Source organism: Acidithiobacillus sp. AMEEHan (assembly GCF_030996345.1).
In the GTDB taxonomy this organism is placed as follows: domain Bacteria; phylum Pseudomonadota; class Gammaproteobacteria; order Acidithiobacillales; family Acidithiobacillaceae; genus Igneacidithiobacillus.
This window is the reverse complement of sequence record NZ_CP118747.1, coordinates 1,690,779-1,703,668: the sequence shown is the minus strand read 5'-3', so window position 1 is coordinate 1,703,668 and position 12,890 is coordinate 1,690,779. Positions and strand designations below refer to the sequence as shown.

The 12,890-nt window shown below is 57.4% G+C and carries 18 protein-coding genes; 8 read left to right on the top strand and 10 right to left on the bottom strand.

The genetic code is table 11. From position 1 onward, the window contains the following. The first annotated feature begins 103 nt into the window (after positions 1-103). The 5 genes from ORD17_RS08855 to ORD17_RS08835 are packed head-to-tail and all read left to right on the top strand — an operon-like array spanning position 104 to position 3,767. On the top strand, positions 104-511 hold the full coding sequence (locus ORD17_RS08855) for a hypothetical protein (RefSeq protein ID WP_374693367.1): 408 nt from the start codon (positions 104-106) through the stop codon (positions 509-511). Between the two features lie 50 nt (positions 512-561). Beyond that, a complete protein-coding gene (locus ORD17_RS08850) occupies positions 562-1,236 on the top strand; it encodes a MotA/TolQ/ExbB proton channel family protein (protein WP_308388028.1) in 675 nt (224 codons plus the stop codon). A 5-nt stretch (positions 1,237-1,241) separates the two neighbouring features. Beyond that, positions 1,242-1,646, top strand: coding sequence for a biopolymer transporter ExbD (locus tag ORD17_RS08845; protein ID WP_308388026.1), 405 nt, complete (start codon positions 1,242-1,244; stop codon positions 1,644-1,646). Further along, a complete protein-coding gene (locus ORD17_RS08840) occupies positions 1,643-2,359 on the top strand; it encodes an energy transducer TonB (protein WP_308388024.1) in 717 nt (238 codons plus the stop codon). Before ORD17_RS08845 ends, ORD17_RS08840 begins: the two co-directional genes overlap by 4 nt. Positions 2,360-2,378: 19 nt before the next feature. Continuing rightward, on the top strand, positions 2,379-3,767 hold the full coding sequence (locus ORD17_RS08835; RefSeq protein WP_308388022.1) for an alkaline phosphatase D family protein: 1,389 nt from the start codon (positions 2,379-2,381) through the stop codon (positions 3,765-3,767). Here ORD17_RS08835 and ORD17_RS08830 read toward each other — a convergent pair. From ORD17_RS08830 to ORD17_RS08795, 8 genes are all read right to left on the bottom strand, one after another. Continuing rightward, positions 3,752-4,444 carry a response regulator gene (locus ORD17_RS08830; RefSeq protein ID WP_308388020.1) on the bottom strand — a complete coding sequence of 231 codons (693 nt, stop codon included), beginning with the start codon at positions 4,442-4,444 and terminating at the stop codon, positions 3,752-3,754. The genes ORD17_RS08835 and ORD17_RS08830 overlap by 16 nt on opposite strands. 414 nt (positions 4,445-4,858) lie before the next feature. Then, complete coding sequence (locus tag ORD17_RS08825) at positions 4,859-5,146, bottom strand: addiction module antidote protein (protein WP_308388019.1); 288 nt, start codon at positions 5,144-5,146, stop codon at positions 4,859-4,861. Between the two features lie 3 nt (positions 5,147-5,149). Continuing rightward, positions 5,150-5,389: a type II toxin-antitoxin system RelE/ParE family toxin gene (locus tag ORD17_RS08820; RefSeq protein WP_308388017.1), complete on the bottom strand. Its 240-nt coding sequence runs from the start codon at positions 5,387-5,389 to the stop codon at positions 5,150-5,152. Positions 5,390-5,555: 166 nt separating this feature from the next. Next, entirely contained in the window at positions 5,556-5,819 is a 264-nt protein-coding gene (locus tag ORD17_RS08815) for a Txe/YoeB family addiction module toxin (protein WP_308388016.1), read from the bottom strand. Then, positions 5,816-6,058: a type II toxin-antitoxin system Phd/YefM family antitoxin gene (locus ORD17_RS08810; protein ID WP_308388015.1), complete on the bottom strand. Its 243-nt coding sequence runs from the start codon at positions 6,056-6,058 to the stop codon at positions 5,816-5,818. The genes ORD17_RS08815 and ORD17_RS08810 overlap by 4 nt, the downstream gene beginning before the upstream one ends. A 143-nt stretch (positions 6,059-6,201) precedes the next feature. Further along, on the bottom strand, positions 6,202-6,594 hold the full coding sequence (locus ORD17_RS08805) for a hypothetical protein (RefSeq protein WP_308388014.1): 393 nt from the start codon (positions 6,592-6,594) through the stop codon (positions 6,202-6,204). A 76-nt stretch (positions 6,595-6,670) separates the two neighbouring features. After that, complete coding sequence (locus ORD17_RS08800; protein WP_308388013.1) at positions 6,671-7,576, bottom strand: GIY-YIG nuclease family protein; 906 nt, start codon at positions 7,574-7,576, stop codon at positions 6,671-6,673. 78 nt (positions 7,577-7,654) lie between these two features. Beyond that, positions 7,655-8,725, bottom strand: coding sequence for a hypothetical protein (locus ORD17_RS08795; protein WP_308388011.1), 1,071 nt, complete (start codon positions 8,723-8,725; stop codon positions 7,655-7,657). Between the two features lie 585 nt (positions 8,726-9,310). On the opposite strand from ORD17_RS08795, the gene orn reads away from it, so the two are divergent. Next, a complete protein-coding gene (orn, locus tag ORD17_RS08790; protein WP_308388010.1) occupies positions 9,311-9,886 on the top strand; it encodes an oligoribonuclease in 576 nt (191 codons plus the stop codon). A gap of 3 nt (positions 9,887-9,889) precedes the next feature. Here the strand turns inward: orn and ORD17_RS08785 are convergent, their stop codons facing one another. Further along, positions 9,890-10,132, bottom strand: coding sequence for a hypothetical protein (locus tag ORD17_RS08785; protein WP_308388009.1), 243 nt, complete (start codon positions 10,130-10,132; stop codon positions 9,890-9,892). Between the two features lie 15 nt (positions 10,133-10,147). Between ORD17_RS08785 and ORD17_RS08780 the strand changes: the two genes are divergently transcribed. Beyond that, positions 10,148-11,233, top strand: a complete 1,086-nt coding sequence (locus ORD17_RS08780; protein ID WP_308388008.1) for an LLM class flavin-dependent oxidoreductase — start codon at positions 10,148-10,150, stop codon at positions 11,231-11,233. Next, positions 11,230-12,171, top strand: coding sequence for an NAD-dependent epimerase/dehydratase family protein (locus tag ORD17_RS08775; RefSeq protein ID WP_308388007.1), 942 nt, complete (start codon positions 11,230-11,232; stop codon positions 12,169-12,171). Before ORD17_RS08780 ends, ORD17_RS08775 begins: the two co-directional genes overlap by 4 nt. Here ORD17_RS08775 and ORD17_RS08770 read toward each other — a convergent pair. Beyond that, complete coding sequence (locus tag ORD17_RS08770) at positions 12,120-12,707, bottom strand: uracil-DNA glycosylase (protein ID WP_308388005.1); 588 nt, start codon at positions 12,705-12,707, stop codon at positions 12,120-12,122. The two genes, ORD17_RS08775 and ORD17_RS08770, sit on opposite strands and share 52 nt — an antisense overlap. Positions 12,708-12,890: the final 183 nt, after the last annotated feature.

Genomic DNA, 12,890 nt, shown 5'->3' with positions numbered 1-12,890 from the left:
ATCGAAGAACCAGGTTGGATCGTTCAACCAAACGGTACTTGCCAATGCTGGCAAAGCCATTAACCAGGGTATTTCCTGGCAGAACAATGTCGTCCTAAATGATATGTTCAGTGCTTACGCCAATGTTGGCATTCTCGACGCGCGCTTGACCTCGGCCAATCAACCCTTTCCCTATGCGCCGCACCACACGGAATCCGTCGGTTTCATTGGGCGCTACCACGGTTTTCGCGGCACGATTTCCTTCCATGAAATGGGTAACTCCTACTACCTCCTAGGTAGTAAATTCCTACCGTTAGGTAGTCGTTTTTATAGCAACATGAGCTTGCGCTATACCTTCGAAAACGCGCCATTGGGAGAACGCCTCGGTTTCAAGAAAGTCACCGCTTCTCTCAACCTCAACAATCTGTTCGATCGACGCTTCATTCAGTACTACTCCGGCAGCAGCAGCAATCCGTATCAAAAGCTGAACCTGCCTTTCAACGTCTACGCCACGGTGGACGCCACTTTCTGATCTCTGATCCGGGCCGCTTCGGCGGCCTTTTCCTTTGAGGATTTCTCACCATGAATTTTGCAGAGCTATTCAAGATTGCCGCCGAATCCGGCGGGATTCTTTTCCTTATGCCCATTCTCCTGCTCATCGTTCTCTGGGTGAGCTTCGAGCGCTTTCTGTTTCTGAACCGCATGACCCATCTGGGCGAACAGTCGGCGCAGAGTCTCGATCAGTTACCGGATCTGAACGCCCATAACCTGCGCCCTCTTGCCGAGAGCACGCCAGCACCCTTCAGAGCCTTGCTGGAAGTGCCTTTACGCTATCCGAACATCCGCGACAGCGGCCGCATGGCGGAGATTCTGCAGGAAGTGGTCATGCGCCAGGTTCCCACCCTCGATCGCGGTTTGTGGATTCTCGACACCACCGTCACCTTGGCGCCGCTGCTCGGTCTTTTGGGGACCATTGTCGGCATGTTCCATGCTTTTCAGGTGCTCGACAGTGTCAGCAGCCATCCCACTGCCATCACCGGCAATGTTGCCGAGGCGCTTTTGGCGACGGCAGCCGGTCTGGTCATTGCTATCATCGGCCTGGTCACCTTCAACGGCTTGCACAACCGCATGCGCCTGGTAGTGCATCAGATGGAAACCCTGCGGACCATGCTCGTCAATCGCCTGGAAGGATTGGAGCAGCATGAACTCGGCACGAGTTCGGCAAAGCCCGTCTACTACGCGGCGCAGGAGGCCTGAGCGTCATGCAATATCTGGAAGTAAAGAAAGGTCGGGTGGAAATCATCCCTATGATCGATATCATGCTGTTTCTGTTAATTTTCTTCATCATGATCACGATCCACATAATTCCCGATCAGGGACTGCCCGCGAATATGCCAGGCTCCAGCACGGCACAAACGCTGCCCAAACCCAAAGTAGTGGTGAACCTGTATCCCGATGGTCACATCGAAGTAGATGGCAAGTCTATGACGCTGAGCGCTCTGAGCGATTACCTGCATAACCATCAACCGGGCGAAACCCAGGTGACCATCGCCGCTGACAAAACGGCGGACATTCAGGCACTGGTCAAGGTCATGGATGCCTGCCGTAGTGCCGGCGTGACAGCAATCGGCCTTGCATCCAAGGTCGGGGGAGTGGGCAGCGCATGAGCACGGACCTGCGCGGTCTTGGTGATCTGATCAAGGCGCAAAGCCCGCGACCCACAGCGGGCCGCGCTCTGCTATTGGCGGCGGTAGCGGAAGCCGTTCTCATCGGTTTGAGTGCCTGGGAAAGTGCGCAACAGCGGACACCACCGCCGGCTTTACCCCCCATGCAACTGCAGCTGGTGAAAGAGGAGCCTCCTAAACCGACGCCGCCGGCACCCAAACCACCCGTGCCGACGCTTCCGAAGCCCGCGCCCAAGCCGACGCCCAAACCCCAGCCGCGTCCACTCCCGCGTCCAGCACCTCGCCCGACACCAACGCCGGTCCGCGAGGTTTTGCCGCCCAGCCCTTTGCCCAGCCCGGTACAGGCGCCCCCGGCACCACCGGTCAAGCCTGCGCCGCCTCCACCGGCACCAGCCAATCCTGCAGTCAAAGCGGATTATCTGGCCCAAGTCAAGGGCGCCATCCAGGCCGCCGTGCACTTTCCGGATGCAGCGCGCATGCTCGGCCAGGGCGGGCGGGTACAGGTGGAGTTCACCCTGCAGGATGGGGTAATCACCAGTCTCCACATATTACAGAAAGGCAGCATGGACTCTTTCAATAGCGCTGCCCTAAGCGCCGTGCGCGACGCACGTCTGCCTCCCGTTCCTGCAGAACTCAAAGGCAAACGCTTTCAGTTGGAGCTTTGGGTAGAGTTCGTCCTCCACGACAATGACTGACCAATAGACAGAGGCAACCATGAAAAGTCAGATGCAACGTCGCGATTTCCTGCGCAGCGGCCTCGTACTCGGTGGCGCAGGGATGCTTCCCAAGTCGCTTTGGGCCATGAATCTTCCGGCTTCGGCCACCAGTCTCCATGCCGGCCCGATGGTCGGCTGTCCGGCCTATCGCTCGGCGACCATCTGGTTGCAAACCCTCGGACCCGCCAAAGTGCAGATCCGCTATCAGGCGCAGGGTGGCAAGGGATCGATGCAGCACAGTGAAACGGTGCAGACCGACGCGGGGAATTTCTATGCCGCGAATATCGTCCTGGACGAGCTTCAGCCAGATACCCGCTATCAGACCCAGGTCCTCCTCAATGATCAGGCCTTGCCCAGTGCAGGGCCCCTCCTGCGTACCCCAAGTCTCTGGACGTTCCGCGCCCCACCGCCGGATTTCAAGGTCTTGACCGGATCCTGCGCCTATATCAACGACCCGCGCTATGATCGTCCGGGGAAACCCTATGGCGGAGGCTATGAAATCTACGAACCCATGCGGCAGGAACAAGCAGACCTGATGGTCTGGCTCGGCGACAACCTGTATTTTCGCGAAGCCGACTTCGCCAGCCCTGCGGGGATGGCGCTGCGCTACTGGTCTGATCGTGCTTTCGCGCCGCTACAGCGGTTTCTGAACAGCACGCCGCAGATCGCTATCTGGGACGACCACGACTATGGCCCCAATGACAGCGACAGCAGTTTCGTGTTCAAGGAGGCGGCACTGCGACTCTTCCAGTCTTATTGGCCCAACCCCAGCTTTGGCCTACCCGGCACGCCCGGCATATTCACCCAGCAATCGGTCTACGATGCCGATTTCTTCTTGCTTGATGATCGCTGGTATCGGGATGCCGATGCCGCTCCAGAATCCCGCGGCAAGGTCATGTTTGGCAAGGCACAACTGGATTGGCTGAAAAATGCGTTGTTGAACTCTCATGCCCGATTCAAATTCATTGCGGCGGGCGGGCAAATGCTGAATGATGATGACGCCTATGAGGGCTGGAACCTGTACCCGGAGGAACGGCAGGAGTTCCTTGACTGGCTGGCAGACAATCAAATCCGCGGGGTGATTTTTTTGTCAGGCGATCGTCATATTTCCGAGCTCATGCGCCGCCCACGCCCGCGCTACAGCGGCAAGCACGACTACCCACTCTGGGAAATTACCAGTTCTCCACTCAATTCTGGACCCGCAAAGGGTGACCACAATCCCTACCGCGTGCCCGGTACCCTGGTTGAGCAACGGAACTACTGCTCCCTCCACTTCCGTGGCATTGGGCGCGAACGTCATCTGCTGGTGCGCTGCAAGGACGTCCGCGGGCGCAGCCTGTGGGAACAGCGTATCAGTAGTCAGGATCTGGGCTACGAGGCTACCTGACCGGGTTCGAAACGGTAGCCGACTCCCCGTTCGGTAAGCAAAAAGCGTGGCTGCCTGGGATTGTCTTCGATGATCTTGCGCAAGCGGGTGACTCGCACATCGATACTGCGATCAAAGCGCCCTTCTTCCTCCCCCCCAAGAATCTGCAGCAGGGTATCGCGACTGAGAATTCGGCGAGGGCGCTGGGCAAAGACCAGTAAGAGTTCAATTTCCGCCGGGTTGAGGTCGAGCTCTTGTCCATCGGCGAACAATCGCCGCTTGGCAAAATCGAGTCGAAATCGCCCAAACAACAGGCTGGAGCTGGGCTCCTCGCCCCCCTGGCGCCGCAACAAGGCACGCAGCCGAGCCACCAGTTCCCGTGCATTGAAGGGTTTGGCGAGGTAGTCATCGACTCCGCTCTCCAGGCCACTGATACGGTCATCATCATCCCCTCGTGCCGAGAGCATCAGCACCGGCGGGGCGTTCTTGCTGCGCAGCTCTTTGACCAGGGCAATTCCGTCCTTGCCACCCGGGAGCATCCAGTCGAGGACGATGACATCGACAGCGCCCGCCTGCAGCTGCTGCCACATTTCACGACCGTTTGCCGCCAACAACACGCCAAAGCCTTCCTTCTCCAGATAGCCTTTGAGCATCTGCGACAAACGCAAATCATCGTCCACGATGAGTACCACCGCCATGCGTCACTTCATCCCCAAGAGCCCGAAACAATATTGAAACAAAGTAACGAAACAATCCACCAGGTACGCAACGGCTAGGGGACTTTGGCTGTAGGCACACGCCCGCCTGGTAGGCTCATTCCCGACACTTTGCCAACGAAAGCATAACTCTACAACAAGAAATATTCTCGAAACATTCTCGCCCCAGAATACGGATCAACGAGGGACGGTACCCAAACCTCAGATCGAGACGGAGCGTAACGTATACGGATACCCGGCCAAGACCGGTGACCTCAACAGTTTGTAGCGGTTGTTTTGCGGCTATTAGACGGGCATCCTGCCCGTCTTTTTTTGTCCTGAGCGTACTATTCCTGGCGATGACGGAACGTCCCCTGCAAAGAACGGTTGGGCATCACAGTGGAGGACCGTGAATTCTCATAAATGGAGGGGGGAAGCCGAGAGCTTTACGCCAAGAGCATGTAATAGCTTGAGCATTGTGTCGTAGCGTGGCTTAGCGCCGGGCGTAAGAGCTTTGTAGAGACTCTCACGGCCAAGCCCGGAATCTCTCGCGAGTTGTGCCATACCACGAGCGCGCGCCACATCACGCACCGCAGTGAGAAATACATCGGGATTGGGATCTTCCAGTGCAGCGGTTATGTATTCAGCGATGGTCTCTTCATCGTCGAGGTAATCGGCAGCATCGAAGGGGGCAAATTTAGCCACGGTTCACTCCTTATCCAAAGCCCGTGCCATCTCAATGGCGCGTTTTATGTCACGCTTCTGCAGCGACTTGTCGCCGCCCAACAGAAGCAGATAGATCACCTCTCCGCGACGGGTGAAATAGACTCGGTAACCAGGGCCGACATGAATCCGCATCTCTGAGACCCCTTCGCCAACAGGCTCACAGTCGCCGAAATTGCCGTGCTCGGCAGACCGGATGCGGTAAGCGATGCGGGCACGACCCAATTTGTCTTTACAGTGTCGCTAGCCAAGAATCGAATTCGTCCGAGCGCTGGAAGGTGTTCATGCAACCAAGCGTATCCAATCGGATACTGCTATGCAATCATGGCGTTATTGCCCATTTACGGTTTGCGAGGCGCAACGTCCCCAGCAACGAAGGGTTGGTCCTCTTTCACGCATAGTGCGTCCACATACGCAACACACGAACCACGCGCTCCTTTGGAAAGACTTCATACACCAAACGGTGCTGAATGTTGATGCGTCGGGAATACGCGCCAGCAAGGTCGCCTACAAGCTTCTCATATGGTGGAGGGTTCTGAAACGGGTCGGCGGCGAGAACAGCCAAGAGTTCTAGTGCTTTGTTCTTCAGGCCCGCAGCCGCAAGTTTCTTCGCATCTTTCTGCGCGTGTCTCGAATAGACCACCTGCCAACTCACCACTCGAGCCCTTTGCTGCTCTTGCTAAGGGGCTCAGCCATGCCCTCCTTAATAGACTCACGCATGCCCGGGATGGAAAGGAGGTATAGCGTTTCCTGGATTGCCTCCCAATCTTCAGTGGAGACAAGGACAGCACTTGTCCGCTTTCCGGCGATACAAACTGGCTGATGTGACTCTGCGACCTGATCAATGAGCCGATAGAGGTTGGCGCGCGCTTCGCTTGCAGTGAGGGTAGCCATCTTCGTTCTCCGAATGAGACGAATCTAATGGTACGCACTAACGTACGTTACATCAACCTGCGCTTTCGGAGGTCCAACGTTCAAAGTAACCAGACTGCGCGGCTTTTCGCACAGGTCCGGTTGACTGTAGGGTTGGGCAGCATTTACTCCCAGACGACATTAGATACTCCAGGAATGGATGGCACCAGTTCGGACAAATGAACCTTCAGATTCTCAATTTCCGGCGCGGGATCGACGCACTTAAAGAGGCGCTGAAGCGTTGAAGTCTCGGCGACGGGAAACACACTCCATTCAGTAGTGCTACCGTCGATGTTGCCGCAACCAAGCCAAAGCATGAATGGCTTGCGAGACACCATGACCACCCAGCCAAAGTCTTCCGGGATGACTCCTTCAACGGGGACACCGCGCTCTTTGAGGCTTTCGGCAAGCCAATGAGCGAGCGCCTTACCATAGCGCCCGGGGTTTGTTTCTTCCTCCTCCCCGGGGATAGGTTGGAAAAAGTCAGTTTGGAATGTGACCTGTGGGTTCGTGCTCATGATGCCCAACGTTTGAGTTCACCCGATGTGCCGCAAGCGGCGAAGCTGCTTGCGGCACATCGGGTGCCACGAAGGGTTAGGCGTCGCCAATCGCGGCGTCCTCGATTGCCTTTAGAGTTCGGCCGTCCGCGGTAAGCCAGCTTTGAGGTCCGCTCCTAGAAGTGCCCGCTACGAGCACCGCAGCGTAGCTTGATGAACTGAGGAGGAAGTCCTCCTGTAGTACCAAGTGGTCGCCCTCTGACTTGAGTCGACCGTCCGCAAGCAGTTGTTCTTTGGTCTTGACGACACGGGCCGCGGCACTATCGGTGTTGTTGCGCGAGACTTGCGAACCCTTCTTGAGGACAAACCCTTCATCTGTCACCGTGCCATGGGCAACCAGGTTGTTGACCCTGAAGACGAGGTCAAGCAAGCCAGGATTGGGGGCCGAGTTTGGCGGCGTGGTCGCCTCTGGCCGGGATGGCCTAACGCTTTGCCTAATGAGTGGCTCGAGTATCGGGTAGCCGAGCGTACCGAGAACCATGCGGATGTTCTCGGTGAACTCCGCCATCGCGTCCCGGTCCGCTCGAGGAAGACTTGACTCGGGGGGTGTGTTTCCATTCTCCAAGTCGTATCGGTCAGCCTGCCTTGCGAGGCCCACTAAGGTGGCCTCAAGGAACTTGACGTGTGCTTTTGTGAGGTTCTCGTCTTTGCTGGTGAAAAGCACAGCCTCGTTCCAGAAATCCTTCTCTCGATCGTGACTCGTGAGACGGCCGACTACGTTCTCCGACTCGCCGATGTATGCAAGCGGCTTAGTGTCACCTAGACGAGCCTCAAAGAGGAAATAGACACCAGGTTTGACCGTCTCTGGCCAGGCGGAGAGGTCGCCCAATCTATTGCGGGGACACGCGACGGCATGGCCTGTCCAGTTCACCACCTCCGCGTACCGGATACCTGAAACGGTGGCATCGGCCAGATAGATGCGGATCGACTTTCCGATTGGCATGAAGGTTCCTAGCGACGCCTAACGTCTGAATTCAACGGCCTTGCGCGACTTTTTGCGCAGGTCCGCTCGACTTCTGGGTTATGCATTTTGGAAAACACGAGCCACCTCATCAATTGCAACTCTTGCGATTGCGGGATAAGAGAGCACGTCGATCTCTCTCGTAAGATGGCGGGGCATCCGACTTAACCCGAGAGACTGTTGTGCATCAGCTGCCTCTTGCCAGTATCCGTCGTTGGCATTCTCCGGCAATATGGTGGCTACCGCAAACTTTCCGGCCTCTCCACCCAGATCGAGATAATGCGAGATTTTCGAAAACTCGAAAAGCTTCTTGTCACGAGTAGCTATCCGGCAATCTTGTTGCACTCCGTCGAGACCTTTGGTTTGCGCCACATTGGCGAAGTTGATTAGCGTAAGATCACAAGCACCATTGAATGCCACTGCCATTGCTTCGTCGTAGGTATAAACGGCCTTGTTATCTTTGGTCTTAAGAAAATTAGCACGAAGCAGCTTTCTAAGTCGAATTGTCTCTGTAGCTGCGGCGGGCGGTTCAGCGAAACAGTACTTGGCAATTTCAATTTCCTTGGCGCTCAACATATCGAGGTCGTCACTAAGGCGACGGAGACACTCTTTGAACTTCTGGATTGGACTCCCAGAAAAATGCTTGTCGACAATATTTAGGTAAAGAAGGGCGACAAACGGAATTGCTAGAAACGCTTGGGCGACAGGCTCTAGATCGAGATAGCCGTAGTTGCTATCTTTCCCGACAAAGGTCTTATGAATGCAATTGGGGGTGTCAGTAAATGATGGCAAGTGCTTGGAGCAGAATGCCTCGTAGTTCCAGCGAGACTTCTCCGCAAGCGCTGGTGGCATTTCGTCAAATGCCATTCCGGGCGATAGGCAAATGCTTTTAGGTGGGCAACGGTCAAGCAGACCAACGAGATTATGAAGACCATATTTTTTGAGTAACGAATTTTTATTTCCCTCCTTCACGACGCGCTCCATCGCAATCAGGACATTTGTATCAAGAGCCAATGTCGTCTCGATGCCACGAAATGCATTAACAGCGACGAGCGCCGGATTGAGAACTGGTTCCGCATCCCCCGAGCGGCTCGGACGGAAGAAGTAGGTTCTTGGGTTAAGTTCGGCCATAAAAGCAGGTGTCAGCTCTCTTGATTAAGAGGGACAACATAAATGATGCCTCACCATACTAGCGCACTACAAATGCCAAACGCAACACAGAGCAGCGCCAACATGCTGTATCTGCAGCATAACCACCTCTGCTCAAAAATTTAGGACAGCCTAATATTCCCCGGATTAAAATCAGCGAGCCAACCCTAAGTCCCCACCCAAACACCTGGACCGAGTGCGTACCCGGATCAGGGCGTTGCACTACAGCATCCGCACCGCAGAGGACTATACGGCCTGAGCTCGGTGCTTCTTACGGCGAGGGCGATGGCGCCGGGGCGCCCGCAAATCCAGAATTGGGTAGCCAGCAGCACCCTCTCTACCAGAAATATTCTGGAAACATTCTCTGCCAATACTAGGAAATAAGAGGGGGGCGGTACCCAAATCTCGGATCGAGGCGGAGCGTGACCCATACGGCAACCCGGCAGAGACCGGCGACCTCAAAAGTTTGTAGCGGTTGTTTTGCGGCTATTAGACGGGCACTTCGCCCGTCTTTTTTTGTTCGGGCTTTGCCATGCTACCATGCCGAGGAACTTCTGAGGAGAGCCCATGGACCCCAAGAGTCAACGCCTGGTCTGGATCGATCTCGAGATGACGGGGTTGCATCCCCAGCAGGATCAGATCTTGGAAATCGCCAGCATCGTGACGGACAACGATCTGCGGGTGATCTGTGAGGGACCGGTCTTGGCGGTGCATCATGACGAGTCCGTGCTACGCGCCATGGATGACTGGAACCAACGCACCCACGGGGCATCGGGCTTGATCGAGCGCGTACGTACTAGCCGCCTCGACCTCGCTGCGGTGGAATCCCAGACCCTCGACTTTTTGCAAGCCCACGTCACCCCAGGGACCTCCCCTCTCTGCGGCAACAGTGTTTGTCAGGATCGACGCTTCCTGGCACAGCACATGCCGAGGCTCGAACGTTTCTTTCACTATCGGCTCATCGACGTCTCTACCCTCAAGGAACTCAGTGCGCGTTGGTATCCCAAGCTACCACGCTTCAAAAAATCCGAGCGCCACGAGGCGCTGAGTGACATTCGCGAATCCATCGAGGAATTGCGTTATTACCGGCAGACGATTCTGCGCGCGGCGGACTGGGACGGCGAAGCCCTCGACTTTGTCTGAGCCCTACTTGGTGGGCGTGGGGAGATTCTGAATCAGGTCGATGCGGACGAGAACCTCGGCGTCGTCTTCGAGTACCTTGCAACGAAGGTAGTCTGCCGCTTCTCTTTCTTCGATGGCCAGGGGCAGGACGATGGTCATGTAATGGGTCTGGTCGTGTTCATCGATCCAGTGCAGGCGCATTTGCTCTGATGTTAGGATGGCGATTTCCAGACGCTCGGCAACCTGTCGTGGCGTATGTGCAGACATGGAGTCTCCCGAATCATGCAGGTGGATCTCTTCTACGAATTGGCGGTACCCAACCATCTCCCTCGTAGCGAAGCGCAAGTCTATCACGAAACCTTGGACGAACTCGTACTGGCGGACCAGCTCGGTTTTCACGGTGCCTGGCTGGTGGAGCACCACTTCATGCGCGAATACTCCCACTCGAGCGCGCCAGAACTCTTTCTTGCCGCCGCAAGCCAGCGTACCCAGCGCTTGCGCCTAGGGCATGCGGTGATTGCTCTGCCCTACAACCATGCCGTGCGAGTAGCCGAGCGCGTGGCTGCACTGGACATTCTCAGCAATGGCCGCCTCGAAGTCGGCATTGGCCGTGGCTTTTCGCCCCGGGAATATGCGATTTTTGGCGCCGAGATGGCCGACAGCCGCGCCCATTTGCAGGAGGGCCTAGCGATTCTGCGCGCTGCCGGCAGCGGGCCGGTGCAGCATCAGGGCAAGCTCTACCAGCTCGACGGCATCGACATCCTTCCCAAGCCGGTGCAGCAACCCCACCCGCCCCTCTGGGTGGCGGCGGTCAGTCCACAGACCTTTCGATGGGCGGCGGAGGAAGGCATCGGGGTGCTGAGTGGCCCCTTCAAACCCTGGTTTCTCATCAAGCAGGACCTCAAGGCCTATCGACGTGGGGTACAAGGCAGCGCCTACGCCCAGAAACCGGGCTTCAACCCCCGCTTTGCCATGACCATCGGTTGCCTCTGCCTAGAGGATGCCGCAGAGGCGCGCCAGCTGGCCGAGGGCTTTACCTGGTATTACCAGCGGCTACTCGATCAAACCCGGCCGGTCTTGGCGCAATTGCGCGAGAGCTATGAATTCTACCATCGCCTCGGCTTTCTCGAGCCCCTGCTGCGTAGAGGGCTCACCCTGAAACTTCTGGAAAGTATGGGGATGGTGGTAGTAGGCAATCCGGAGCAGTGCCGTAAGGGATTGGCGCGCTACGCCCGCGCCGGGGTGGATCGTCTGCTCTTAGCGGTTGGCGCGGGAATGGTCCCCTCCTCCGTCACCCGACGTTCCCTCGAGTTGTTGGCCAAAGAGGTGTTGCCCGCGCTGAACGACTCTCGCGCCGACGCGGCATGAGCTGTATCCTGCTTACGGGGGCAGCGGGCCATACGGCAAGTGTCCTGCTACCGCGCCTGCTGGAGCATCCAGACAGGGCCGAGATCATCGCCTTCGATCGCCGACCCGCCACGATGCGGCACCCACGCCTGCAATGGCGACAAGATGACTTGCGTACAGTGGACTGGCAACCCATTCTGGCGGGTGTGGACAGCATCATCCATCTCGCTTTTGTCGTACTCAGTCCACGGATTGGTTGGCAGCGCCGCTGGCGGGCAGAGATGGCCACAATCAATCGCGAGGGCACCCGGCGTTTGCTCGAAGCGGCAAGCTCCGCCGGCGTCGAACGCTTTGTATACAGCAGTAGTGTCGCGGCATACGGTGCCTGGCCGGAGAATCCGGAAAGCATGAGCGAGGACCAGCCATTGCGCCCACCACCTGGCTTTGCCTATGCAGAAGACAAGGCGGATATCGAAGCGCTGATGCAGGAACATAGCCTGCGTCATCCAGAATTGCGACTCAGCCGGCTGCGTCTGCACGCCATCGTCGGCCGACATGCCCAGCCTCTGGTGAATGCCATTGCCTGCTCACCGATTGGCCTGCAGCTCCCCAATCCCGACCTGCCGATTCAATGTCTGCATGAGGAAGATGCCGCTGCCGCCATCCTAGCCGCCTGGGAACGGCGCGCGCATGGGGCCTTCAACATCGCCGCGCGCGAGCCTGTGGCCTGGTCACAAATTCCTCGACGGTGGCAACTTCCAATCAGCCCGCAGCAACTACACTGGCTGCATCAAAGACTGCGCCCCTTCACCCGGCGCTTGGGGGATCCAGGCTGGCTGCTGGGCTTACAATACCCCTTGATCGTGAACTGTCAGCGCGCCGACAAGGAATTGGGCTGGCGGCCAAGCTACTCCGTGGCCGATGCTTTGGCATCGCTGCCCTGTGGCAAGTCTGCATAGGTTTGCAAAGCCAGTTTGAGGTCTTCCCAGACCTTCCGTTTCTCAATCGGATTGCGCAGCAAATAGGCTGGGTGATAGGTGACGATGAGGGGAATGTCGCCATAGCGTTGTACGACCCCGCGCAGACTGGCAAGGGGCTCGGCGTTCTGCAGGAGACTCTGCGCGGCGAAGCGTCCCATAGCGACGATGATGCGCGGTTGCAGCAGGGCAATCTGGCGCTGTAGAAAGGGCAAGCAAGAGCGCACCTCGGGTCCGAGAGGGTCGCGATTCTGCGGCGGGCGGCATTTCAAAACATTCGCGATGTAGACCTGCTCCCGCCGACTCAGTCCCATCGCCCCGAGCATGGCGTCGAGAAGCTGACCGCCACGTCCGACGAATGCCTCGCCCCGGCGATCTTCCTCGGCCCCGGGCGCTTCCCCTACAAAAAGCCAGGGACTTGGCCGGGTCCCCGCACCAACAACGGCATTTTTTCGTGTTTCGCCCAGACTACAGGCGCGACAGGCATGGATGCTGGCCTCGAGCACGGACCAGTCCATACGCGCGATGCGTTCGACCCGACCATCCTCTGGGGGGGTGGTAAATCCACGAACGCCGCGGCTTCAACCGCTTGGATTGCTGGCGACTGCGGCCCTGTGTCGACGTTGGCCAAAGGATCCTCCGCAGAAAGCTCTGGGATGTCCTCAATCCTCCTCACGGGGGGCGCGGCTGCTATGTCTGGC

Bases quoted from the DNA above. Each gene is read 5' to 3' on its own strand.
- ORD17_RS08855 (WP_374693367.1), top strand. From the start codon at position 104: ATGTTCAGTGCTTACGCCAATGTTGGCATTCTCGACGCGCGCTTGACC.
- ORD17_RS08850 (WP_308388028.1), top strand. From the start codon at position 562: ATGAATTTTGCAGAGCTATTCAAGATTGCCGCCGAATCCGGCGGGATT.
- ORD17_RS08845 (WP_308388026.1), top strand. From the start codon at position 1,242: ATGCAATATCTGGAAGTAAAGAAAGGTCGGGTGGAAATCATCCCTATG.
- ORD17_RS08840 (WP_308388024.1), top strand. From the start codon at position 1,643: ATGAGCACGGACCTGCGCGGTCTTGGTGATCTGATCAAGGCGCAAAGC.
- ORD17_RS08835 (WP_308388022.1), top strand. From the start codon at position 2,379: ATGAAAAGTCAGATGCAACGTCGCGATTTCCTGCGCAGCGGCCTCGTA.
- ORD17_RS08830 (WP_308388020.1), bottom strand. From the start codon at position 4,444: ATGGCGGTGGTACTCATCGTGGACGATGATTTGCGTTTGTCGCAGATG.
- ORD17_RS08810 (WP_308388015.1), bottom strand. From the start codon at position 6,058: ATGGCTACCCTCACTGCAAGCGAAGCGCGCGCCAACCTCTATCGGCTC.
- ORD17_RS08805 (WP_308388014.1), bottom strand. From the start codon at position 6,594: ATGAGCACGAACCCACAGGTCACATTCCAAACTGACTTTTTCCAACCT.
- ORD17_RS08800 (WP_308388013.1), bottom strand. From the start codon at position 7,576: ATGCCAATCGGAAAGTCGATCCGCATCTATCTGGCCGATGCCACCGTT.
- ORD17_RS08795 (WP_308388011.1), bottom strand. From the start codon at position 8,725: ATGGCCGAACTTAACCCAAGAACCTACTTCTTCCGTCCGAGCCGCTCG.
- orn (WP_308388010.1), top strand. From the start codon at position 9,311: ATGGACCCCAAGAGTCAACGCCTGGTCTGGATCGATCTCGAGATGACG.
- ORD17_RS08785 (WP_308388009.1), bottom strand. From the start codon at position 10,132: ATGTCTGCACATACGCCACGACAGGTTGCCGAGCGTCTGGAAATCGCC.
- ORD17_RS08780 (WP_308388008.1), top strand. From the start codon at position 10,148: ATGCAGGTGGATCTCTTCTACGAATTGGCGGTACCCAACCATCTCCCT.
- ORD17_RS08775 (WP_308388007.1), top strand. From the start codon at position 11,230: ATGAGCTGTATCCTGCTTACGGGGGCAGCGGGCCATACGGCAAGTGTC.
- ORD17_RS08770 (WP_308388005.1), bottom strand. From the start codon at position 12,707: ATGGACTGGTCCGTGCTCGAGGCCAGCATCCATGCCTGTCGCGCCTGT.